General features: G+C 55.7%; 20 protein-coding genes. All 20 read left to right on the forward strand.

The window, feature by feature from the left end; translation table 11 throughout:
- Window positions 1-4: 4 nt before the first annotated feature.
- The 20 genes from nuoN to H4N61_RS07760 all read left to right on the forward strand — a co-directional run bounded on the left by nuoN (window position 5) and on the right by H4N61_RS07760 (window position 24,571).
- Window positions 5-1,450 (forward strand): NADH-quinone oxidoreductase subunit NuoN, encoded by a 1,446-nt coding sequence (nuoN, locus tag H4N61_RS07665; RefSeq protein ID WP_169193966.1) that lies wholly within the window; start codon window positions 5-7, stop codon window positions 1,448-1,450.
- The gene (locus H4N61_RS07670) at window positions 1,451-2,272 is read left to right on the forward strand and encodes a biotin--[acetyl-CoA-carboxylase] ligase (RefSeq protein WP_248306582.1); all 822 of its coding nucleotides are present in this window, start codon (window positions 1,451-1,453) and stop codon (window positions 2,270-2,272) included.
- Between the two features lie 75 nt (window positions 2,273-2,347).
- Window positions 2,348-4,021 (forward strand): ribonuclease J, encoded by a 1,674-nt coding sequence (locus H4N61_RS07675; protein WP_169193965.1) that lies wholly within the window; start codon window positions 2,348-2,350, stop codon window positions 4,019-4,021.
- 99 nt (window positions 4,022-4,120) lie between these two features.
- Window positions 4,121-4,372 (forward strand): DUF1467 family protein, encoded by a 252-nt coding sequence (locus H4N61_RS07680; RefSeq protein WP_169193964.1) that lies wholly within the window; start codon window positions 4,121-4,123, stop codon window positions 4,370-4,372.
- 648 nt (window positions 4,373-5,020) lie between these two features.
- On the forward strand, window positions 5,021-6,370 hold the full coding sequence (proS, locus tag H4N61_RS07685; protein WP_169193963.1) for a proline--tRNA ligase: 1,350 nt from the start codon (window positions 5,021-5,023) through the stop codon (window positions 6,368-6,370).
- A 62-nt stretch (window positions 6,371-6,432) separates the two neighbouring features.
- The gene (locus H4N61_RS07690; RefSeq protein WP_182395981.1) at window positions 6,433-7,740 is read left to right on the forward strand and encodes an ABC transporter permease; all 1,308 of its coding nucleotides are present in this window, start codon (window positions 6,433-6,435) and stop codon (window positions 7,738-7,740) included.
- Window positions 7,733-8,419, forward strand: coding sequence for an ABC transporter ATP-binding protein (locus H4N61_RS07695; RefSeq protein WP_169193962.1), 687 nt, complete (start codon window positions 7,733-7,735; stop codon window positions 8,417-8,419). Before H4N61_RS07690 ends, H4N61_RS07695 begins: the two co-directional genes overlap by 8 nt.
- Before the next feature lie 388 nt (window positions 8,420-8,807).
- Window positions 8,808-12,269 (forward strand): DNA polymerase III subunit alpha, encoded by a 3,462-nt coding sequence (gene dnaE, locus H4N61_RS07700; protein WP_169193961.1) that lies wholly within the window; start codon window positions 8,808-8,810, stop codon window positions 12,267-12,269.
- A gap of 353 nt (window positions 12,270-12,622) precedes the next feature.
- A complete protein-coding gene (gene rpsB / locus H4N61_RS07705) occupies window positions 12,623-13,375 on the forward strand; it encodes a 30S ribosomal protein S2 (protein WP_169193960.1) in 753 nt (250 codons plus the stop codon).
- A 111-nt stretch (window positions 13,376-13,486) separates the two neighbouring features.
- Entirely contained in the window at window positions 13,487-14,413 is a 927-nt protein-coding gene (gene tsf, locus H4N61_RS07710) for a translation elongation factor Ts (RefSeq protein ID WP_169193959.1), read from the forward strand.
- A gap of 195 nt (window positions 14,414-14,608) precedes the next feature.
- Window positions 14,609-15,328 carry a UMP kinase gene (pyrH, locus tag H4N61_RS07715; RefSeq protein ID WP_169193958.1) on the forward strand — a complete coding sequence of 240 codons (720 nt, stop codon included), beginning with the start codon at window positions 14,609-14,611 and terminating at the stop codon, window positions 15,326-15,328.
- A gap of 72 nt (window positions 15,329-15,400) precedes the next feature.
- Window positions 15,401-15,961 (forward strand): ribosome recycling factor, encoded by a 561-nt coding sequence (gene frr, locus H4N61_RS07720; protein ID WP_169193957.1) that lies wholly within the window; start codon window positions 15,401-15,403, stop codon window positions 15,959-15,961.
- A gap of 30 nt (window positions 15,962-15,991) precedes the next feature.
- Window positions 15,992-16,753, forward strand: a complete 762-nt coding sequence (locus tag H4N61_RS07725) for an isoprenyl transferase (RefSeq protein WP_169193956.1) — start codon at window positions 15,992-15,994, stop codon at window positions 16,751-16,753.
- Complete coding sequence (locus H4N61_RS07730; RefSeq protein WP_169193955.1) at window positions 16,750-17,610, forward strand: phosphatidate cytidylyltransferase; 861 nt, start codon at window positions 16,750-16,752, stop codon at window positions 17,608-17,610. The genes H4N61_RS07725 and H4N61_RS07730 overlap by 4 nt, the downstream gene beginning before the upstream one ends.
- Window positions 17,611-17,637: 27 nt before the next feature.
- Complete coding sequence (gene rseP / locus H4N61_RS07735; protein ID WP_169193954.1) at window positions 17,638-18,759, forward strand: RIP metalloprotease RseP; 1,122 nt, start codon at window positions 17,638-17,640, stop codon at window positions 18,757-18,759.
- A 143-nt stretch (window positions 18,760-18,902) separates the two neighbouring features.
- Window positions 18,903-21,059 carry an outer membrane protein assembly factor BamA gene (bamA, locus tag H4N61_RS07740; protein ID WP_169193953.1) on the forward strand — a complete coding sequence of 719 codons (2,157 nt, stop codon included), beginning with the start codon at window positions 18,903-18,905 and terminating at the stop codon, window positions 21,057-21,059.
- 71 nt (window positions 21,060-21,130) lie between these two features.
- Window positions 21,131-22,159, forward strand: a complete 1,029-nt coding sequence (gene lpxD / locus H4N61_RS07745) for a UDP-3-O-(3-hydroxymyristoyl)glucosamine N-acyltransferase (protein WP_182395671.1) — start codon at window positions 21,131-21,133, stop codon at window positions 22,157-22,159.
- Window positions 22,156-22,629, forward strand: coding sequence for a 3-hydroxyacyl-ACP dehydratase FabZ (gene fabZ, locus H4N61_RS07750; protein ID WP_169193951.1), 474 nt, complete (start codon window positions 22,156-22,158; stop codon window positions 22,627-22,629). Before lpxD ends, fabZ begins: the two co-directional genes overlap by 4 nt.
- On the forward strand, window positions 22,626-23,429 hold the full coding sequence (lpxA, locus tag H4N61_RS07755) for an acyl-ACP--UDP-N-acetylglucosamine O-acyltransferase (RefSeq protein WP_169193950.1): 804 nt from the start codon (window positions 22,626-22,628) through the stop codon (window positions 23,427-23,429). Before fabZ ends, lpxA begins: the two co-directional genes overlap by 4 nt.
- 11 nt (window positions 23,430-23,440) lie before the next feature.
- The gene (locus H4N61_RS07760; RefSeq protein ID WP_169193949.1) at window positions 23,441-24,571 is read left to right on the forward strand and encodes a lipid-A-disaccharide synthase; all 1,131 of its coding nucleotides are present in this window, start codon (window positions 23,441-23,443) and stop codon (window positions 24,569-24,571) included.
- Window positions 24,572-24,602: the final 31 nt, after the last annotated feature.

Here is a 24,602-nt window from a genome sequence, read left to right on the forward strand (position 1 = left end):
TGACGTGAACTCAGACATTACCGATTTCGCGAGCCTTGCTCCTGCCTACCCAGAGATGATCATCTCGGTCGGCGTGCTGGTGCTGTTGCTCTTGGGCGTGTTCGTCAACAAGGAGCGGTCCGCACTGGTCTCTTGGCTGGCAATTGCTTTGCTCGCCGGGACTGCGCTCTTAACAGCGTTCCAGAACGCCGATGGTATCGTCTTCAATGGCCTCTTCATGGCCGACAGTTTTGGTCGGTTCATGAAGGTTCTGGTGCTTGGCTCGTCCGCTTTGGCGCTGGTGTTGGCCGTGTCTAACGCCGAAGAGAACGGTGTCCATAAATACGAATATTCTATTCTGGCGGTTCTTGCGACGCTGGGCATGATGATCATGGTTTCAACCAATGATCTGATGTCGCTCTACATTGGTCTCGAGCTGCAGGCACTTTCCATCTACGTGATGGCAGCGATCAAGCGCGACGATCCACGTGCGTCCGAAGCGGGCCTGAAATATTTCGTTTTGGGCGCTCTGTCTTCGGGGATGCTGCTCTACGGCGCGTCGCTGATTTACGGCTTTACCGGCCATACCAATCTGCAGGAAATCGTCCGCGCCATAGCCATCGAAGGCCGTTCCATCGGTCTTATCTTTGGCGTTGTCTTTGTGCTGGCAGGCATTGCCTTCAAAATTTCGGCCGTGCCATTCCACATGTGGACCCCCGACGTCTACGAAGGTGCACCGACACCAGTTACCGCCTTCATGGCGATGGCGCCAAAGGTGGCAGCAATGTCGCTCATGATCCGCCTCGTCGTCGACGCATTCTCGCCCATCACTGCCGACTGGCAGCAGATCGTTATCTTCCTCTCGATCGCCTCGATGGTCCTCGCGGCTTTTGCAGCGATCGGCCAGAAGTCTCTTAAGCGCCTTATTGCATATTCTTCGATTGGCCACGTTGGCTTTGCCCTGGTTGGCCTTTCGTCGGGTTCGCAGGTCGGCGTTGAGGGTGTGGCAATTTACATGGCGATCTATGTGTTGATGTCTGTGGGTCTTTTTGCCTGCATTCTGTCACTGCGTACAGATAAGGGCTATGTCGAAAGCATCGAAGATCTCGCTGGTGCAGCACAGACGCGTCCCTATGTGGCGGCTGTAATGCTGATAATCATGTTCTCTCTGATCGGCCTCCCGCCGCTCGCAGGGTTCTTTGCCAAGTGGCATGTCTTCCTTGCTGCTGTTGAAGCAGGGTTCTTCGTCTTGGCCGTGGTCGGTGTTCTGGCTTCGGCCGTCAGCGCCTACTATTATCTTCGTGTGGTCAAGACGATGTATTTTGATGAGCCCAAGCACCAGTTCGCTGCCGTGCCTAATGAACTCAACATCATTCTCGGTGTCAGCGCCTTCCTGCTGGTGACGTACTACTTCATCCTTGGCAATCCGCTCACCTCTGCTGCGCAGACGGCCGCGGGCAGCCTGTTCTAGGTGGCTCAGTTCTATCTGGGCGAAAAGGCCCGTTCAGCCGGCTATCGGCTAACGGGCTTTGACACTATCGGGTCCACAAATTCGGAAGCGCTCGCAGCGGCAGCTGCGGGCGATTTTGGTGGACACTGGTTCGCTTCACTACATCAATCCGCAGGGCGCGGGCGTCGTGGGCGAGAATGGTTCAATCCCTCCGGCAACCTTGCCGCTAGCCTGCTCATTATTCCTGATGCTGAACCAGATCAGATCGCCACACTCGGCTTTGTCGCCGGCGTGGCTATCGCCAGCGCATTGGATGGAATTTTGCCTCAGGGTGTTGTGAAAACCGAGAGCCATAGCGAAAATTTTGGGGAGCAAGTCGCGCTGAAATGGCCAAATGATGTGTTGGCTGGCGGCTCCAAACTCTGCGGTATTCTTCTGGAGGCGTGTAAAACGCCGTCCGGTCAGACCGCTGTTGTCATTGGTTGCGGAGTAAATGTTGTCGCGGCACCCCAAGGTGTGCCATACGCTACAGCGTCTCTTGCAGGCTTGGGATATGTCCGTAGCGCCGAAGACGTGCTTGCGGCTCTATCCGATGCTTGGGTAGGGGCCTTTGCAATCTGGGATGATGGTCGCGGTACGGCGGCGGTTCTGGAAAAATGGCGTCAATCTGCTGCTGGAATCGGCGGCCCAATCACTGTCCAACAAGACGGCGCAGTGCGACGTGGAATATTTGAGACCATCGACTCCACAGGTCGATTGATCATGCGCGACGACGACGGCGCGCGGATCACCATCACTGCGGGCGATGTGCATTTTGGGGCAACGGCCAGCGCCCGAAGCTGACCATAACGAGGTGCGAAGCGACCGACGGCCAGAGTTCGTTCGGCGTCACAGCGCTCAATAAAGGAATAAGAACCCATGGCGAAGAACCAACGGGATGAACTCGTATTTGTGCCGCTCGGTGGCGTTGGCGAGATTGGTATGAATATGGCTGCTTATGGCTTCGGCCCTGAGCGCTCCCGGAAGTGGATCGTCGTGGACTGTGGCGTAAGCTTCGGTGGTCCGGAGTTGCCGGGCATTGAGCTGATTATGGCCAACCCGGAATTTCTGGAAGAGAACGCCGACGACGTTCTGGCTCTAATCCTCACCCATAGCCACGAAGATCACTACGGCGCGGTGCTTGATCTGTGGCCCGTCTTTGACAAGCCGGTTTATGCAACACCATTCACAGCGGCCATGCTGGCCGCCAAGCGGGCAGGGGATGGCATTGTCGAAAACGTCGACATCTCCATCATGCGCCCGGGCAAAGCGTTCCAAGTTGGCCCTTTCACCATTGAGCCGATCAACGTAGCGCACTCAATTCCAGAGTCGAACGCACTACTGATCACCACCCCAGTTGGTCGTGCCCTGCATACTGGTGACTGGAAGCTTGATCCAACCCCAGTGCTCTCTGCACCGACCGATTTTGATCGCCTGCAGTCACTCCGCAACGACAGCGAACTGCCGCTGGCGCTCGTCTGTGACTCGACCAATGCGATGAAGGAAGGCGAAAGCCCCTCCGAGCAGGAAATCGGCGAGAACCTCGAAAAGCTCATTCTCGACGCTCCCCATCGTGTGTGCGTCACCACTTTCGCGTCAAACGTTGGGCGTGTGGTTTCGATCGTGCGCGCGGCCCATAAGGCAGGCCGTGAAGTTGTCCTCTCGGGTCGTTCGCTCCACCGCATCATGGGTATTGCCCGTGAACTGGGAATGCTGGAAGGCATTCCGACGTTGCACGATCAGGACATGTATCGCTCGATCCCGCGCGACAAATGCGTTCTCATCTGCACGGGTTCACAGGGCGAGGCGCGCGCCGCTATTGCTCGCATTGCGCGTGGCGATCACCCGGTTATCGACCTCAACGCTGGCGACCGGATGATCTTCTCGTCTTGGGCCATTCCGGGCAATGAGCGCGAAGTCATCGACATTCAGAACCTGCTTATCGATAAGGGCGTGGAACTGATCACCGCCAATGACGCGCTTGTTCACGTTACAGGCCACCCGCGCCGTGGCGAACTCAAGAAGCTCTATTCTTGGGTCAAGCCGGAAGTGCTCGTTCCAGTTCACGGTGAAGCTATGCACTTGGCTGCGCATGCTAAGTTGGGTCGCGCCGAAGGCATTCCCAATGTTTGCGAAGCGCGCAATGGCGATATGGTGCGGCTCTTCCCTGACCCACTTACTATGCCGGCAGAAGTGCGCGTCGGCGAACTGTACCTCGATGGTCTAGTGCTCTGTACCCCTGACGAGTCGGGTGTCAAAGGGCGCCGCCGCTTGTCCTTCGGTGGTATGATCATCGTCAGCATGGCCGTGAACAACAACGGTCAGGTTGTCTCCGGACCCGACATTGTCATCGAAGGCCTGCCGGAAACTGACGAAGAGTCCATTGGCGAACTCGTGCACGACACCGTTCACGGCGTTATCAATTCAATGCCTCCAAAGCGTCGCCGGGATACAGAGATTTTGAACTCGGCCTTGTTCAAGGGTATACGCGGGGAAGTGAACGCGTTCTGGGGCCGTAAGCCAAACGTTTCGATCTTCGTACACCGCGTGTAACTTTATGTCGCTGCCCCGGCTCTGGGGCAGCGATCTGCTTTTGGGGTATGATATCTCCCACTAAGCCTTTCTTCTGCTCTCGGACACGGATATCTCGCCATGCAAATCGGCTCCTTACTCGCAATTTACTTCGTGGCATGGTGGATCATTTTCGTGGCGGTCGTGCCGATGGGCTCCACTAGCCTTCACGAGGTGGGCGCCAAGGTTGAGCCTGGGCATGAGCCAGGGTCGCCGGTGAAACTACAGCTGATTAAGAAGGGCTTGCTCACCACCGTAATCGCGGCTTTCGTGACCGCAGGCCTGATCTACTTGATGACCCAGACCATTGTTGCCGACTATTGGAACCGCTGAAGGCGTCACTTCGTCACTCGGCATCACAATCGTGTACTGCTTGGGGATTTCGCACACTACGTCCGGAATGATCCACGCAAAGTTATCGTAATTACAGAGCAGAAAATTGTAGCGCGTAACTGGAGCTTCCGGTGCGCGCTATTTTCTTTATCTCTGCCATCGGAATTGATCCCGCCTGCTGACTTCGCCATGCGATAGGGTATTGGCTGATTTAGCTTTTGTTAGGGAATTTCGGTGCGTGGCCGCTCGCCGCGCTAACGTCCCCTAGCATATATGCTGTCGATCATGAGAGAACGCTTTGGATGAGGTGTAGCAGCACACCGCGAACTGATGTGTCACATTAACTAAGCGTGATATCCTACTGTTCTGCAAACAAAAAAACAGGGCCAAAGGCCCTGTTGGAAAGAGTTTAATCGACAATACGTTGGTCTTAGGCACGCTAAAAAGCGGCGGCCAACGCTCCTCCCTTGACGCTGTCGACGTCCAGCGGTTTTATTCCGCCGTAATATTATTGTTACAGAGCCTAACAATAGAATTTCGTCCTGCCAAGTAAAATCTGCATAGCTTGCATGCTTGCATCGAATGGACGAACGGGGTTTGAGTGGGCATCAACAGAACCACGAGTCGAACAGCGTATTCGGAGTAGCTATGCGCCTTTCCCGTTATTTCCTTCCGGTGCTGCGCGATGTGCCGAAGGAAGCCGAAATTGTATCGCATCGCTTGATGCTACGTGCAGGCATGATCCGTCAGCAGGCTTCTGGACTCTATTCCTGGCTGCCCGCAGGCTACAAGGTCCTGATGAAGGTCCAGCGCATCATCGAAGAAGAACAGAACCGCTCGGGTGCTGTTGAGTTGCTGATGCCGACCATTCAGTCGGCCGACCTCTGGCGTGAGTCTGGTCGTTACGATGCGTATGGCAAAGAAATGCTGCGCATCGAAGACCGTCACGAGCGTGAATTCCTCTATGGGCCGACCAATGAGGAGATGGTCACGGACATTTTCCGTACCTATGTGAAGTCATACAAGGATCTGCCGCTGAACCTCTACCACATCCAGTGGAAGTTCCGCGACGAAGTGCGCCCGCGTTTCGGCACCATGCGTAGCCGCGAGTTCCTGATGAAGGACGCCTATTCCTTCGATCTCGACAAGGACGCAGCGGTTGCCGCTTACGAACGCATGTTCGTGGCTTACCTGCGCACCTATGCTCGCATGGGGCTGACCGCCATCCCGATGCGCGCCGACACCGGCCCAATTGGTGGCGATCTCTCGCACGAATGGATCATTTTGGCAGAAACTGGCGAAAGCCAGGTCTTCTGCCACGCCGACCTTCTGCAGAAGCCAATTCCGGGCAAGGACGTGGATTTCCGTGGCGACCTCAAGCCAATCTTCAACGATTGGACTTCGCTCTACGCCGCGACCGAAGAAATGGTTGATCACGCCGAATACGAAGCCACTGTGCCGGAAGACAAGCGTGTCTCTGCCCGTGGTATCGAAGTTGGTCACATCTTCTATTTCGGCACAAAATACTCGGCCCCGATGAAGGCAAATGTCACCGGCCCGGACGGCAAGGACGTTACTGTGCACATGGGCTCGTACGGCATCGGCCTGACCCGCGTCGTTCCGGCGATAATCGAAGCTAACCACGACGAGAACGGCATCATCTGGCCGGTTTCTGTCGCCCCATTTGAAGCTGTGCTCATCAACCTCAAAAAGGGTGACGCTGACACCGACGCCGCTTGCGACAAGCTTTATGAAGAGCTTAACGCTGCTGGCCTCGATATGCTCTATGATGATCGCGATCAGCCAGCCGGCTCGAAGTTCGCGACTGCCGACTTAGTCGGCATTCCGTACCAGATCATTCTTGGACCGCGTGGCCTTAAAACCGGCGAAGTTGAGATCAAGCATCGTAAGTCGGGCGAACGTGAGACGCTGCCAATCGCAGGAGCTGTTGAGCGCCTCGTTAGCCTTATTGTACCGCAGCGGATGACCGACATTTGACCACGAGAGCCGAGGACGCAGCGACAAGCCGGCACACACGCCCGTTTGCGCGTTTCGAATGGATGATTGCTGGGCGCTATTTGCGCGCCCGCCGCAAGGAAGCTTTCATCTCCGTTATTGCCTCCCTCACCATGGTGGGGGTGGCGATAGGCGTGGCGACATTGATTGTCGTCATGTCCGTCATGAACGGGTTTCGTGGGGAGCTTCTCGACAAAATCCTCGGCCTTAATGGGCATTTCACCGCCCATCCTATCGAAAGCCAGTTCACCGACTATCAGGAGACGGTGAGCAAGATTGAAGCTGTCAACGGGGTTTCCTATGCAGTGACTTTCGTAGAGGGTCAGGTTTTGGCCAGTGGTCGCGGCGCCTCTTCAGGCGTCGTGGTCCGTGGCATTGACGAAGCCAACCTCAAAAAGCTCAATCTGCTGTACAACTCGGCAGAGCAGGGCGGTTTTGACCAATGGGATGATAGCCGCGGAGTCGCTATCGGCTATCGCCTGGCCCAACAGCTGGGCGTCGGGCTTGGTGACGAAGTGCAGATCATTAATCCCGATGGATCAATGACGCCCTTTGGCTCCACGCCGCAGATCCGCTCTTACACGGTCAATGTCGTCTACAATGTCGGCATGGTCGAGTTTGACAGCCTCTACATGTACATGCCGCTCGAGCCCGCTCAGGACTATTTCAAAATGGTCGACGAGGTGCTCAAGCCCGGGCAGGAGCCACTCGACCCGCTGGCCAGCGACGAAGAAATCGACGCTGCCTATGAGCGTATTGGTCGCGTGTCAGCTATGGAAATTTTCATCGACGACCCCGACAACATTGCCGTGATGCGCGACCGTATCGCCGCCGTCGATGGACTGCGCCCGTTAATCCTCACTGATTGGCGTCAGCGCAACGAGACGTTCTTCTCTGCCTTGCAGGTCGAACGTGTGGTGATGTTCACCATTCTCTCGATGATCATCCTCGTTGCCGCTTTCAACATCATCTCCAGCCTCATCATGCTGGTGAAGGACAAGGGTGCCGATATCGCCGTGCTGCGCACAATGGGCGCAACACGGGGTTCGATCATGCGCATCTTCTGCATTACCGGCACAGCCATTGGTTTTATTGGCACCATCACTGGCTTTTTGCTGGGCTTGGTCATTGCGTCGAATGCCGAGAATATTCGCTTGTTTATCTCCAACACATTCGGTGTGACGCTCTTCCCACCAGACGTGTTTTTCCTCTCGAGCCTGCCAAGCCGCGTTGATTACACAGAAGTCACGGTAATCGTGGTTATGGCGCTGAGCCTGAGTTTCCTCGCGACGCTCTATCCAGCTTGGCGTGCGGCCCAGTATGACCCAGTGGAGGCTTTGCGCTATGAATAAGCCTCACCTAAAACTCTCTGCTGTTCACCGTCACTACGGCGAAGGGGAGCGTTTGGTTCGCGTACTCGACGCTGCCGATCTCACGGTCGAAAGCGGCGAGCTCGTCGCCTTGGTCGCCCCTTCTGGTGCCGGCAAGTCGACCCTGCTGCATCTCTGTGGTCTTCTCGAATCCCCGCAAGAAGGGGAAGTCGAAATCATTGGGGAGAAGACCAGCCAAATGGGGGACCGCGCCCGCACGCAGTTGCGCCGTACCACTGTTGGCTATGTCTATCAGTTCCATCATCTGTTGCCAGAATTCACCGCCTTGGAGAATGTAACTCTGCCACAGTTGATCGCTGGAGTGGATCAGAAGGCGGCCGAAACTCGGGCTATGGAACTGCTCAGCCTGCTCAATGTCGGCCATCGTGCGTCGCACCGTCCGGCAGAGCTTTCCGGGGGGGAACAGCAACGTGTCGCCATCGCCCGCGCCGCAGCGAACCGTCCTCGCGTTATCCTTGCCGATGAGCCGACCGGCAACCTAGACCCTGAGACCAGCGATCTGGTGTTTGAAGCCCTCAAAAGCCTCATACGCAACGAAGGTGCAGCCGCGCTGATCGCAACGCATAATTATGATCTCGCGCGACGTGCCGATCGTATCGTCACCATCCGGAACGGATTGGTCGTCCCGCACACGGTCTAACCCCGACACTCATTTGCGCAAAACTCGCCCCGGCATGGTTTCCTGCCGGGGCTTTTCTTTTGCCAATCCGTGTCGCCGAATCTTAACGGCCGTACGCGGTTCCTAACGATTTCCTAACCAGTTTCGCGGTGTTCCCGGTTTCACCAGTGTTCCCATCTGGACTAGAACATAAATGGAACATATAAGAACAAACAGTGAAACACGGAGTTCAAAAATGCTCGATTTCGTTAAAGACCTCGCTGCCTTTGTCACCCTTGGCGCTTTCACCGTCGCGTCCCTGACTTGGGTCGACATTCTCACCCATTTCGCGTGATCGGTTGTGGAAGTCGGTAAACCGTGGTTTGACCAAAGAGGCTGACTGTCTGAAGGTCAGACTCAGGAGAACCTCATGCGCGGCCCTGGCTTTATTCACCTTCACGTACACTCTGCCTTCTCTCTGCTCGAAGGCGCGATCCAGCTTGAGAACATTCTCAAGATGGCAGTCGAAGACGAGCAACCCGCCTTGGGGCTGGCAGACACAAGCAATCTTTTCGGTGCCTTGGAGTTCTCCGAGAAGGCCACGAAGAAGGGCATCCAGCCGCTGATCGGTATGGAAATGCAAATCGACTTCGCCGCTGCGGAAGAGCGCATAAGTGAGCGCGGACATGTGGCGTGGTCCGGAAAATCCAGCGTTGTGCTGATGGCGCAATCGGAGGAGGGGTTCGCCAATCTCTCTCGACTTGTGTCTAAAGCCTATATGGAAATGGACGGCGAAATTGGTCTGGCGCGGGCCCAGCTCGATTGGCTTAACTCCGACAGTCTTGCTGGCCTGATCTGTCTCTCTGGTGGCCCAGAGGGCGCCATTGATATGCCATTCGCCATGGGCCAGGACGCTAATGCAACGCGCCGCCTCGATCGGCTGGCCGATCTGTTTGGCGATCGTTTCTACATCGAAGTTCAGCGTCACGGCCGCACCAGCGAAGCTATTGTTGAACCGAAGCTCATCGATTACGCCTATCGTAAGGGCATTCCGCTCGTCGCGACGAATGAGCCTTTCTTCAAATCTGCCAAAGAATACGAGGCGCACGACGCTCTGCTGGCAATCGCCGGTAGTTCCGTTATCGCGCAAACCGAACGGCGCAAGCTGAACGACCAATATTATTTCAAGACTCGTGCGGAGATGATCGAGCTGTTCTCGGATCTTCCAGAGGCACTCGATAGCACGATTGAGATCGCCCAGCGCATGGCCTATCGCCCGCGCACACGTGGGCCCATTCTGCCTAAATTTGCTGCTGGATCGCATCAAACTGAAGATGAGGTTGTAGCGGCTGAAGGTGCGGTCCTCCGGGAGATGGCCGAAGCAGGGCTAAACATGCGTCTCCAGACGACGGGGATTGCGCCAGGTAAAACCGAGCAGGAGTATCGCGACCGGTTGGATTTCGAGCTCACCATTATCGAGCGCATGAAATTTCCGGGTTATTTCCTGATCGTGGCCGACTTTATCCAGTGGTCCAAAGCGCAGGATATCCCGGTGGGTCCTGGGCGTGGTTCAGGTGCTGGCTCCCTCGTCGCGTTCGCGCTGACGATTACCGACCTTGATCCCCTGCGTTACAATTTGCTGTTCGAGCGCTTCCTTAATCCGGAACGCGTGTCGATGCCCGACTTTGATATCGACTTCTGTCAGGATCGCCGTGAAGAGGTGATCCACTACGTTCAAGACAAATACGGCGCCGAACAGGTGGCGCAGATCATTACCTTCGGTACGCTGCAGGCTCGCGCTGTGTTGCGCGACGTCGGACGCGTATTGCAGATGCCTTACGGGCAAGTTGACCGTATCTGTAAGCTCGTACCGGCGAACCCTGCTGACCCTTGGTCTGTGGAGCGCACGCTCAAGGAAATCCCGCAGTTTAAGCAGATGGTCGACGAGGATGAGACCGTCGCCCAACTGGTTGAGATTGCGCAGTCACTCGAGGGCCTGTTCCGTCACGCATCGACCCACGCGGCCGGTATCGTGATTGGTGACCGTCCACTCCAAGAGTTGCTCCCGCTCTACCGAGACCCGCGCTCGGTCATGCCGGTCACCCAGTATAATTTGAAGTGGGTGGAGCCCGCGGGCCTAGTTAAGTTCGACTTCCTCGGCCTCAAAACGCTGACGACCATCCGTTACGCCGTCAACATGGTCAAAAATCGCGGCATTAACATCGATATCGACACGATACCGATCGATGACGCTGCAACCTACAATCTCTACTCTCGTGGCGACACCTACGGCATTTTCCAGTTTGAAAGTCCCGGCATGCGTCGCGCGTTGATGGACCTCAAGCCCGACCGTATTGAGGACTTGATCGCTATGAACGCGCTCTATCGTCCGGGTCCGATGGATAATATCCCGAGCTTCATTGATCGTAAGCACGGCAAGGAAGAGGTGAAGTATCCCCATCCGGCATTGAGTGAAGTGCTCGACGAAACCTATGGGATTATCGTCTATCAGGAGCAGGTGATGCAGATCGCCCAGCTTCTGTCCGGCTACTCTCTGGGTGAAGCAGACATGCTGCGCCGCGCGATGGGTAAGAAGATCAAAGCGGAAATGGATAACCAGCGTATCCGCTTCCGGGATGGTTCTGGTCCGCAAGGCGTAAGCGCAAAGCTTGCCGATGAAATCTTCGATCTTCTGGCCAAGTTTGCGAACTATGGTTTTAACAAGAGCCACGCGGCCGCTTACGCTTGGGTTTCCTACCAGACAGCCTATTTGAAAGAACACTTTCCGCACGAGTTCTACGCGGCGTCCATGACCCTCGATATGGCGCAGACCGATAAGCTTTCTGACTTCCGCCGTGAGGCAGGCAAGAAAAAGATTGAGGTCGTTTCTCCGTGCGTGAACCAATCTGAGGTGCTGTTTTCGGTGAAGAATGATCGCATCCATTACGGCCTTTCGGCCGTGAAGGGTGTTGGTCGTGCCATGGCAGAGCATATTGTTGAAGTTCGTGGTGATAAGCCTTTCAAAGACTTAGGTGATTTTGCTCGCAGAATAGATCCGAAAGCGTTGAATAAGCGCACGTTGGAAACTCTGGTGAGCGCGGGTGCCTTTGATGGCATATCGCCAAGCCGCGAGATCGCCTTTGCAGCAGTCGAAACCATCATTGGTACGGCACAGGCTCTCAATGCCGATCGTAACAGCGGCCAGGTTTCGATGTTCGACAGCGCCGAAGATCAGCAGTTCCGCCTGCCGACCAATGTTCCAATTTGGAACTCAACAGAGCGTGCCGACAAAGAGCGTGCTGCCATCGGTTTCCACCTTTCAGCACACCCGCTCGATGCCTACACAGACATGTTCGAAAAGCTCCGGGTACAGAAGTGGGCGGATTTTGAGCGCGCGGTAAAAGATGGCGCAGGGGCCGGGCGCTTGGCAGGTACAGTGGCGTCTCGACAGGATCGGCGGACCAAAAAAGGTACGCCGATGATGATTTTGTCGCTGTCCGACCAGACGGGGACCTTTGAATGCATTGCATTCTCAGAACAGATCAAGGACTTCGGTGAGCTTTTGCAGCCCGGAAGGTCCGTGGTCCTGCAGGTTGGAGCTGATGAGCGCGATGGCAACGTCAGTCTTCGTCTCGTGTCTGCGCAGCCTATCGAAGGCATGGCGGAGCGTATCGAGCGCCAGTTGACCATCTTTGTTGAAGATCGCGAGGCCCTTGGGCCGACAGCCGCACAGTTGAAGCGGGGCGGGAACGGCGCTGTGAATTTCGTTGTCATCAGGGATGGTGGAGCGCGTGAGTACGAGATCGAACTGCCTGGGAAATACCAAGTGACGGCTGAAGTGGCCGGCGGGATCAAGTCTCTGCCTGGTATTACGGATGTGCGCTTCGCATAAAACAACGCGGGGGAGGTGAGCCGATAGCCCCTCCTCCCCCACTTAGGGGTTTTCACCCTTGTCCCCGTGATCTCGCACGGGTCTATGTTTGAACAATGCCACGGCTGATGTTCTGTTCCCCTAATCAGTCGGGTGAAATTGAGATAAACTTGTCTCGGCACGTCGTAAGCAAGACGTGAGACGCTTGCCAAAATAGAGCTTCTAGCCTATATGGCGCACGCGTTCGGCCCAAGGTCGAGCGTGATCACACACACAAGGCAGGGCTTTTCTTTCGGGGGAAGCCAACCGGTGACAGTCCTAACAGACGGTCGCAATTGTCTTGTGGAGGAATCAACCGGTAAAAGGATAGCCCAATGGCACTCCCAGAATTCTCCATGCGTCAGCTGCTCGAAGCTGGCGTGCACTTCGGTCACCAGAAGCATCGCTGGAACCCGAAGATGGAACGCTTCATCTTTGGCGTACGTAACGACATTCATATTCTCGACCTGTCGCAGACCGTTCCGGCTCTGCAGCGCGCTCTTCAGCTGGTGTCTGACACCGTTGCTGATGGCGGTCGCGTTCTGTTCGTTGGTACCAAACGCCAGGCAGCTCCGCTCGTTGCAGACGCTGCAAAGCAGTCGGCTCAGTACTTCGTCAACTCGCGTTGGCTCGGTGGTACTCTGACCAACTGGCAGACGATCTCGAACTCCATCTCGCGCCTGCGCGAACTGGAATCGATGTCTGATGCTGACAAGGCGCTCCGCACCAAGAAGGAACGTCTGATGATGTCCCGTGAACAGGAGCGTCTTGAGCGCGACCTGGGCGGCATCAAGGACATGGGCAACCTGCCGAACCTCCTGTTCGTGATTGACACGAACAAGGAAGAGAACGCGATTAAGGAAGCTCGTCGTCTGGGCATTCCGGTTGTCGCAATCGTCGACACCAACTGCGATCCGGATATCGTTGATTACGCTATTCCGGGTAACGACGACGCAAGCCGCGCTCTGGAACTTTATGTTTCGCTGATCTCCCGTGCAGCTCTCGACGGCATCGCCCGTTCGTCCAGCGCACTGGGTGCAGACCTGGGCGCTTCGAGCGAAGCTCCGGCAGAAGACCTGTCGGAATAAGCTGCTAACTAATCGTCACAAGGCGTGCCTCCTTCGGGAGGCACGCTGACCCTTTAGGGTCTTCCAGATACACATTGCGGTTCCGCGAGGGGCCGCCAAGAGGTGAACCCCATGGAAATCACTGCTGCAATGGTCAAGCAGCTCCGCGACTCGACTGGCGTCGGGATGATGGACTGCAAGAAGGCACTCGCTGAAACCAACGGCGACATGGAAGCTGCAATCGATTGGCTGCGCACCCGTGGCCTCGCGAAGGCTGCAAAGAAGGCTGACCGCGTTGCTGCGGAAGGTCTCGTCGGTGTTGCGACTGCTGGCGCGAAGGCTGCTGTCGTTGAAGTGAACTCTGAAACCGACTTCGTTGCTCGCAACGATCAGTTCCAGAACATCGTGACTGCAATTGCTAAGCTTGCACTCGACGCCGATGGCGACGTTGCTAAGCTCGGCGAAATGCCATTCCCAGGCGCTGGCCACTCGGTTTCTGCTGAACTGACCGAAGCGATCGCTAAGATCGGTGAAAACATGAACCTGCGCCGCACCCAGACCGTTTCGGTCTCGGATGGCGTGGTCGAAAGCTACATCCACAATGCGGTCAAGCCAGGCATTGGCAAGATCGGTATTCTGGTTGCTCTCGAATCGACCGGTGACAAGGCAGTCCTGTCTGCACTCGGCAAGCAGCTTGCGATGCACATCGCAGCAGCCCAGCCACAGGCAATTGCTCCGGAAGAACTGGATCAGGAAGTTGTCGCTCGTGAGCGCGCGATCATTCTTGAACAGGTCAAGGAATCGGGCAAGTCCGCTGAGATCGCTGAAAAGATGGTCGAAGGCCGCATGCGTAAGTACTTCGAAGAAGTCACGCTGCTGAGCCAGACTTTCGTCATCGACGGCGAAACCAAGGTTGCAGACGCAATCAAGAACGCTGAGAAGGACGCTGGCGCCCCGATCAAGCTGACCAAGTTCGTGCGTTTCGCTCTCGGCGAAGGCATTGAAAAGGTTGAAACTGACTTTGCTGCTGAAGTCGCTGCAACTGCAGGCGTAAAGTAAGCCATAGTTACGGCGGGTGGACCTTCGGGCCCGCCCGCTGCTCTCCGGCTGCGGCTAAGCGTCGGATTGAGCCAGTCTATTGTCTCGTTAAATACCTTGCGCAAACTTTGCCTTCCTTTTTGAGGGCGATTTGCCATAGGGTCTGTCTGGTGTTTCGCAGACACCGGTTTTACAATTTTGAAAAAGGGTTCGCCGATGTCTTCTGCTTACAAGCGCATACTGCTCAAGGTTTCGGGCGAGGCGCTAGCGGGTGATAACTCATTCGGCATAGAGCCAAAGTTTCTCCATGGTGTTGCTGAGCAGATCGCGCAGGTTGCGCGCGATGGTGTTCAGGTGGCCATCGTCGTTGGTGGCGGTAACATTTTCCGCGGAATGTCTGGTGCTGCTGATGGCACTGACCGCGTCACTGCCGATGCTATGGGCATGTTGGGGACCATGATCAACGCTCTGGCACTGTCTAACGCGATCTCGCGGCAGGGCCTCAAGGCTAAGCCATTCAGCGCGGCGACCATGCCGTCGGTTGCAGATACATACACCGCCCGTGATGCCAAGCAGGCCCTTGAAGAGGGATTTGTCGTGGTGCTGGGTGGCGGTACGGGTAATCCCTTCTTCACAACTGATACGGCCTCGACGCTTCGCGCGATCGAGCTGGAATGCGATGTTGTTCTCAAGGGGACCAAGGTCGATGGCGTGTATTCCGCTGATCCGATGAAGGACCCTACAGCGACGCGTTACGACGCAATCAGCTTTGAAGAGGTGATTGCTCAGAATCTTAAGGTAATGGACACGTCTGCATTCGCTCTTGCGCGTGACAACGCCATGCCGATCATCGTATATGCGCTGGATGACGCCGCAGGTCTTACCGGCATCTTGGAAGGTAAGGGCCGTTCCACGATCGTTGGTAAGTCTGCATAAGCCAGCAGCAGAATCTGTCGATGTGCGCTATGATTTGCGCACTCGAGAATAGGACTGGAAGGATAACCGACCATGGCATCTGCCTATAACCTCAGCGATCTCAAGACGCGCATGCAGAAGTCGATCGCGTCGCTCAAGGACGAATTGAGCGGTCTTCGTACGGGTCGCGCAAGCGCCAGCCTCTTGGAGCCAGTTGTTGTTGAAGCCTATGGCTCGCGCATGCCGCTCACCCAGGTGGCGACCGTGACTGTCCCTGAGCCGCGTATGCTTTCGGTGCAGGTGTGGGACCGTTCAATGGCTAACGCCGTTGAAAAGGCCATTCGCGATAGCGGTCTCGGTCTGAACCCAATGGGTGAAGGTCAGGTGATCCGCGTTCCTCTTCCGGAGCTGAACGAACAGCGCCGTAAGGAACTCGCTAAGGTCGCTCACAACTATGCAGAAGCTGCGCGCGTTGCTGTGCGTCATATTCGACGTGACGGTATGGATGCCCTTAAAAAGGCTGAAAAAGACGGCGACATGAGCCAAGATGACTCGAAGAAGCAGTCTGAACTTGTTCAGAAGGCCACTGACGATGCTGTTGCAGAAATCGATACGGTCGTAGCAGCAAAAGAACAGGAAATTCTACAGGTTTAAGGCTTGTAGGTTCCGAGCCTGGAGGGGCTTATGGCTGGGGAACCCGCCGCAAAGATCAACGCTGTTTCAGGGTCGGGATGGAAAATTCCGGCCCATATTGGCGTTATTATGGACGGCAACGGACGCTGGGCTAAGCAGCGCGGAAAGATGCGAACGGAAGGACACGTCGAAGGCGTGAAGTCCCTGCGTAACTGCGTCGAGCTCTGCATTACGCACGGCGTGGATTACCTCACCGTTTTCAGTTTCTCATCGGAGAACTGGACGCGCCCTCCCGAAGAAGTGTCCTTTATATTCAATCTTCTACGCCGCTTTGTTGCGTCGGATTTGCAGAAGCTTATCCGGAACAACGTCCGTGTCCGGATCATTGGGTCGCGCCATCAGCTGGACGCGTCGATGGTTCGCTTGATCGAAGATGTTGAGGCAAAAACGTCTGCCAATACCGGGCTGACACTTGTCGTAGCTTTCAACTATGGCAGTAAAGCTGAATTGGTTGAGGCGACACGTCATCTCGCGGCAGAAGTCGCTGCCGGCCGGTTGAAGCCCGAGGACATCACAGAGCAACACGTCTCCAATGCTCTCTACACTGCGGGTATTCCGGATCCTGACGTCATCATTCGCACAAGCGGCGAGCAACGTCTTTCAAACTTTCTGCTGTGGCAGTCGGCATATGCTGAGTTCGTTTTTGTGGACGAACATTGGCCTGATTTCGACGAGCAGAGTTTTACCCGAGTACTAGAGATTTATACCAAGCGAGATCGACGCTTTGGCGGTATTGGAGCTGTGGCCAGTTGAGTAAATCAAAAGGCCCCGCGTCGAGCCAAAACACGCCTGTTCGTCGCTCTTGGGCAGATGTGGGACCGCGCCTTGTTTCTGCGTTGGTCCTTATCGCCTTGACCGTTGTGTCTCTCTATTTGGGTGGAATCTGGTTTGCGCTGGTGGTCAGCGCAGTCTTCGCCGGTTGCTATCGCGAGTGGGAGACTATGGTTTCTCGCCAGCCGATCACCCCTAGGGGCATTGCCATTGTGGCGCTTGTTGCTCTGTCGGGGGTGGTGTTTCCATTCTTCGGCTTTGTCTGGTCTCTCGCTGCTGTGGCGATTGCATGCTGTGTGGCGTTGACCATGGGGCGTGGGGAGATCCTGTGGCGTATAGTCGGCATTGTGCTGTTCAGCGCGCTCATCATCTCGGCGCTGTTAATGCGCGGTGTCGGCGATCTGGGTATCGTTGCTGGCGTGTTTCTGGGTACCTGCGTCTGGATGACGGACTCAGCGGCGTTTTTTACAGGTCGCCAGATCGGTGGCGAGAAATTGGCACCAGCCATTTCGCCGTCTAAGACTTGGTCAGGTGCTTTGGGTGGCTTGGCTCTAGGGACGATTGCGGGCCTTGCGGTCTGGATGGTTCTTACGCCATCGCCGTGGTGGATTGGTTTGATTGTCGCTGCTTCTATCAGTGTACTGGGGCAGGTGGGTGACCTCACCGAAAGCAGCATAAAGCGCTGGTTCCGCATTAAAGACACAGGCGACATCATTCCTGGCCACGGTGGTCTGATGGACCGCCTTGATAGCCTCACATTCGGCTTGTTCTTGGTGGTGATTATCGGTGCCACCCATCAGGGCTTTGGCTCGGTCGCTGAAGGCCTGCTGCACTGGTAGTTTGCCAGTGCCACTATAAGGAATACCATGTTCGACGCCTTTTTATGGCTCAATGCCATTTGGATCATCGCTGCGATCGTCTTCATCCACGAGATGGGGCATTATCTTGTCGCGCGTTGGAATGGCGTGGCTATCCAGGCATTTTCTGTCGGTTTTGGTCCTGAGATTATCGGGTGGAATGATAAGCACGGCACTCGTTGGAAGATTTCAGCGATCCCGCTCGGTGGTTATGTTCGCTTCCTTGGTGACATGAATGAGGCCAGCGCGCCCGATCCTGAGGTCATGAAGAATATTGACCCGGCTCTGGCGCCGCGCTTGTTCATGAATAAGAATGTTTGGCAGCGGATCTCCATCGTTCTCGCTGGTCCCGTCGCAAACATCATCCTGACATTCGTCATCCTCTATGTGCTGCTCATGAGCTATGGGCGCTACATTATTCCGCCCACGATCGGCGACGTGTTGCCAGCCTCTGTCGCGGCTGAAGCAGGTTTTGAGCCGGGCGATATGATCATCTCTGTGGACGGTTACAAAGTTCGCGGGTTTGACGACTTCCAGCGATTCATCGCGACCAGCCCTGAGCGCGAAGTCAGCGTTGTCTTGGAGCGGAACGGTGGCGAACGTGCTATTGCACTAACACCAGAGGCTGTTTCGGTTGAAGATCGTTTCGGCAACAATCAGCGTATCGGCCGGATCGGGGTAACGCGTGACGTTACTCAAGAGGAAGTTGCGCTGTACAAGCCGGGTCCAGTCGAAGCCATCGGCATGACCTTTGAGGAAATCCGCTTTATTATTCAGCGCACTGCGGCGTTCCTGGGTGACTTCTTTGTTGGCCGCGGAGACGTGGAGCAGCTTGGCGGTCCTGTCAAAGTTGCGAAGGTTTCCGGGGAAGTAGCGACCTTGGGATTCGTCGCGCTGATCAATCTGATGGCGCTGCTGTCCCTCAACATTGGCATATTCAATCTCCTGCCAGTTCCCATGCTTGATGGGGGGCACTTGCTCTATTACGCCGTTGAAGCGGTCAGGGGTAAACCTCTGAGTATGAGGGTGCAGGAGATCGGCTATCGCTTTGGATTTGCTTTGGTTGTCGGCCTTATGGTCTTTACGCTCTTTAATGATACACTTTTCGCATATTTCGGAATTCTGCGCTAACTGCGGGTTAACCTTAACTGGCAGTGTGTTGCGTGAATACAAGGGTTGAGACGAATAACTTGCGTTCTGCGTGGTACGGGGTTGTTCCAAATTCAAAAAACAGTAAAACACTTCAATGGAGTTTGCTTGGGGAGGCGCTGTGCATGGCGATTCCCCGGGCGGTCGCAGAAGGCAAAAACAATATGATCTACCCCACCAAGCTGATGCGTGGCGCGGTTTCCGCGATCGCCATACTCGGGGCTTCGTCCCTCGCTGCTGGTGTTCCTGTTGTCGGCGCTGTCGCTGCCTACGCTCAGGAACAGCTGGTTGCCTCGGTTCTATTTGAAGGCAACCGTGCAATTCAGGACAGCAAGCTGGTCGACATGGTTGACCTGTCGAGTTCTGGTATTTTCTCGCAAGCACGTCTTGCTGCCGACGTTGAGAGTATCCGTCGCGCTTATGATGCGCAGGGCTATCGCGGTGTTACCGTGACGGCGCGCACTGAAGCGACTGCTGATAGTCGTGTTCGTGTTATCTTCCAGATTAATGAAGGCAATCGCTCTGGCATTGCTGGGATTAATTTCACCGGTAACAACGCGATTGGTTCTGGCAACCTTAAGGGTGCCATGCTGACCAAGGAAACTGGTCTGCTGAGCTGGTTGGTTCGTGATGACTCCTACGATGAGCGTAAGCTTGCCGTGGATCGTGAACGCCTTCGTCTCTACTACGCAAACCGTGGTTACCCAGATGCTCAGGTGAACTCGGTTGTTGAATTTGACGCTGCGCGCAATGCGTACTTCATCAACGTCACTGTTAATGAAGGTCAGCGTTACAAGATTGGTAATGTTGGTATCGAAACCAGCATCAGTGGTCTGAATACTGACGCGCTGCGCGGTGCGGTTCGTACAGGCAAGGGTTCGACCTATTCGGCTGATGCGCTGCAGAAGTCCATCGAGACGATGGCGTATGAAGCGACGGCGCAGGGTTATTCCTTTGCTGACGTTCGTGCTCGCCTTGATCGTGACGTTGCGACCGGCACGTTTAACGTAACTTACCTGGTTGATGAGGGTGCGCGCATTTATGTTGAGCGCATCAACATCAGTGGCAACGTGAAGTCGCGTGACTTTGTTATTCGCCGTGAATTTGACTTCGCAGAAGGCGATGCGTTCAATCGCTCGATGGTCGTTCGCGGTCGTCAGAATCTCGAAAATCTTGGCTATTTCACTAAGGTCGATATCTCGACCGCGCAGGGTTCCTCTGCCGATAAGATCATCCTCAACATTAATGTTGAAGAAGGTCCGACTGGTGAATATGGCGCAACCGCAGGTTACTCCACTTCAGATGGTATCCTTGGTGAGCTGTCGCTGACCGAGCGCAACTTCCTTGGTCGTGGTCAGTACCTTCGTGCTGCAATCGGTGCATCGGAGTCGGGCCGTACGTTCGACTTCTCCTTCACCGAGCCGCGTTTCATGGGTACCCGGGTTTCGGCTGGTATTGATGCGTATCACCGCATTAGCGACGAAAACTCGAATAGCTTCTACGGTACGCAGGCAACCGGCGGGCAGGTTCGCTTCGGTGTTCCGATTACCAGTGCTCTGTCGAGCTCGGTATTCTTCGGTGGTGAGCATAAGGTTATCGCTGACGCGAAGGATCCGTACTCGGCTCTCGTGGATGATGGTCAGGTCTTCAACAAGGCATTTGTTGGCTACTCGCTGACTTGGAATTCTCTGAACGATCAGAAGAAGCCAAGTGAAGGTCTGCTTGCAACCTTCACACAGCAGTACATTGGCTGGGATCATAACCTGCTCAAGACCGAAGCACGCGGTCGCTACTTCATGCCTCTGATCCCAGATGCTGGTGTGGTCGGTAGTGTGCGCGCTCAGGCCGGTATCATCAATTCCATGGACGGTGGTGCCGTTCATGCGGTTGAGGCCTTCTCGGCTGGTTCGTCGCTTGTTCGTGGTTTCCAGGGTCGTGGTGTCGGTCCGCGCCTCGACAATGGCGAATACCTCGGCATGACCTACTATGCTGGTATTTCGGCTGAAGTTCAGTTCCCAATCCCTGGTCTGCCAGAGAGCTACGGTCTGAGCGGCGCAGTGTTCGCTGATGCGGCATATGTCGGTAGCGAACATCTTCCAGGTCTCGGCGGCGGCGCACTTGCTGCTGGCAGCGTTGATGAGCCTTGGAAGGCTTCGGTTGGCGCGTCCCTGATCTGGGATTCACCATTCGGCCCGCTCCGTGGTGACGTTGCTCACGTGTTGAACAAGGCCACAGACGATCGTACTCAGGTGTTCCAGTTTACGATCTCCAGCTTGCTCTAATCAGAGCAACGTGACAGATATTTTCGAGCCGCGGCGCGGTCGCCCGCGGCTCGTTTATTTTGAGTGACAGTATGGTTGATACGCGTTTCCACCGTTTTGCCGGGCCTGTCCAGTTGGGCGCGCTGCTTACTAGCATCGGTCGTGAGGATCTTGTTCCAGACCTTAGCCGGCCGGACTACCTTGTAACGGGCGTTTCAGAACTAGAACTTGCAGGGCCAGGCGAGATCGCATTTGCGGCTCATCCGAGCTACGCGAGTGAGTTACGCCAGTCGTCTGCTGGCATTGTGTTGGTTTCCCCAAATCTGGTTGATGACGCTCCTAAGGGAGCGATTGTCGTTGCGACCACGGGTACCCATAACGTTTTTGCAGACATTCTGGACGCGCTTTACCCATCCAACACGCGGTCGATCATTGCTGGTCTGCGTGACGATCTCGCAGAGCCGCTGATTGAGGCTGACGTCTATCTCGGCGCTAATGTCGCTGTTGGGCAAGGCGTTGAAATCGGTCGCGGAACGGTTATCGGCGCCAATGCCGTCATTGGGGCAGGGGTCACCATCGGGCGCAATTGCGTTATTGGCGCCAATGTCACTTTGGAATGCGCGCATCTGGGCAATGGCGTTGTGCTGCACCCCGGTGTGCGGATCGGCACGGAAGGCTTTGGCTGGTTGGATCATGGCCGGACGAACCGGAAGATCCCGCAGCTCGGTCGCGCCATTATTCAAGATCGCGTTGAAATTGGTGCGAATTCGACAATTGATCGTGGCGCGCTTGGGGATACCGTGATCGGCGAGGGCACAAAGGTCGACAACCTCGTGCAGATCGGTCACAACTGCAAAATTGGTCGCAATTGTCTGATTGCGGCGATGTCCGGGCTCTCTGGGTCTACTATCGTTGAAGACAGCGTGCTTCTTGGTGGTGGGGTCGGGACCTCAGGGCACCTGAGAATTGGTACTCGCTCCGTGGTTCATGGCCGCGCTGCGGTGACTAAGGATTGGCCAGCAGATTCGAAGCTAGCTGGTGCGCCAGCTCAGGATATTAGAGATTTCTGGCGAGAACTCGCCATCATGCGCAAACTAACAAAGGGTGAGAAGCGGGGATGACTGAAACTACCGCCGTGACCGAACTCGATGCGATGAGCATTGGTGAAATTCTGGAAGCCCTCCCACACCGTTACCCGTTCTTGATGATCGACAAGATCATCGAAATTGACGGTGACGAGAGTGCTGTTGGTGTGAAGAACGTCACCTACAACGAGCCTATTTTTACCGGCCACTTCCCCGGTAATCCGATTTTTCCTGGTGTGCTCATCATCGAAGGCATGGCCCAGACGGCCGGTGCTATCGTGATTAAGCACGATTCCAATGGCGGCAAGAAAAACGTCGTTCTGATGCTTGGCGTTGATAAGGCCAAGTTCCGCAAGCCAGCAGGTCCGGGCGACACGATTGAGTTTCATATCGCTAAGATCCAGCGTCGTCGCAACGTCGGGCGCTATGGCGCGCAAGCCAAGGTCAATGGTGTGGTGATTGCCGAAGCGGAAATCACTGCCATGATTGTTGGTGCCGACGAGTGAGCAGTTTGACTATCCATCCGACAGCAATCGTTGATAAAAACGCTCAGCTCGGTGCGGGCGTCCGTATTGGACCGTATTGCATTGTCGGACCTAACGTCAAACTGGGCGACAATGTGGAACTGGTGTCCCATGTCTCCATCGACGGCCGCACCACAATCGGTGCCGGTACAAAGATCTTCCCCTTCGCTTCGATTGGGCATCAACCTCAGGATTTGAAGTTCCACGGCGAAGAGTCCTATCTCGAGATCGGTGAGCGCAACACCATCCGTGAGTCCGTCACCATCAACCCGGGAACGGAAGGTGGCGGTCTATATACGCGGATTGGCAATGACTGTTTGCTGATGGCCTGTTCGCATGTGGCTCACGATTGCCAGGTTGGCAATAATGTGGTGCTGGCCAATTACGTTGGTCTGGCCGGCCATTCGATTGTCGGCGATCACGTCGGCTTTGGCGGCATATGTGCGGTACGCCAGTTCGTGCGTATTGGGCATCATGCCTTCATCGGCGCGCAGAGCATGATTGATGCTGACGTCATTCCTTATGGCTTGGCTGTCGGTAATCGTGCGCGACTGGGTGGGTTGAACCTCGTTGGTTTGAAGCGTCGCGGCTTTGATCGTGATGCAATTCATTCATTGCGAGCTGCCTATCGCATGATCTTCTCGCAAGAGGGGACGCTTCGTGAGCGCGTCGAAGACGCCGCTGAGATGTTTAAAGACAAGCCGCTGGTGCAGGATGTGGTGAACTTCATTACCGCTGAAGATCGCCCCCTTATTCAGCCGCGTGATCTAGACGAAGAGTAAGAGTAGAGAACATGACGAGCCCGCTTCGTCTCTTTATCCTTGCGGGCGAGCCATCTGGCGACCGCATTGCTGCAGATCTCGTTTCGCGATTGCAGGCGCGTGTGCCACTTGAATTTGCCGGGGTAGGGGGTGAAGCACTCTCTTCCCTAGGCCTCAAATCATTCTTTGATATGAATGAGCTATCGGTCATGGGCTGGGCTGACGTGTTACCACGCTTGCCCAAACTACTCTGGCGGTCGCGGCAGGTCGCACGGGCCATTGTTAAGGCTCGGCCCGATGTTGCGGTGTTGGTCGACTCTCAAGTTTTCAACGCCATTGTTGCCAAGCAGGTCCACAAGCTGGCTCCCGAAATACCAGTGGTGCTTTGTGTGGCTCCCGCCGTTTGGGCTTGGAAGCCTGAGCGGGCCAAGTCCCTGAGCCCGAAATTTCGCGAGATACTATCCGTCTTGCCTTTCGAACCAGCGTTTATGCGCGCGGCTGGCGGACCTGAAACGAATTATATCGGTCACCCGGCGACAAGCGTATTCAAACAGCGTTCAGAAGTGCCCCAGAGCGGGCCGCTGATGCTCTTACCAGGCAGCCGCGAGGGCGAGTTGCGTCGCCATCTGCCACTGATGGCCGAGGTCGCCAAGCAATTGGCCGACCATCCGCGTGTAACTGGTTTTGTGCTTCCGACACCGAGCCGTCTTAAAGCGCGCGTAGAGCGTGAAACCAGCCAGTGGCCGGTTGCCGTTGAGGTGATCACAGGAGATGAGCGCCGGGCTGCTGCACTGGATAGCGCCGTGGCGGCTGTCGCGGTGACTGGTACCGTCACGCTTGAGCTGGCGCTTTCTGGTGTTCCCATGGTCACGACCTATGTTGCCGATAAGGGGCAGGCCAAGCGTTGGGTGAAGTATAAGGTGAAGTACGCGTCACTCCCCAACGCGATCCTCGATCAGCCGCTGGTGCCCGAGGTTCTGCAACTCGAAGCCGATCCTGCAGCACTGGTCGCGAAGATCACTCAGCTTCTCGACGAACCGGCAAGCAGCCAAGCGCAGTTGGTTGGCTTTGCACGCATTCGCACTCTTATGGAACATGGAGAAGAGGGTGAGGCACGGGTTGATCCCGTTGAACGCATCCTTCGCTACTATAATCCGGAATGAAAAAAGGCCCCGCAATGCGGGGCCTAATTTT

It is taken from the genome of Devosia sp. MC521, from assembly GCF_014127105.1.
In the GTDB taxonomy this organism is placed as follows: Bacteria; Pseudomonadota; Alphaproteobacteria; order Rhizobiales; family Devosiaceae; genus Devosia.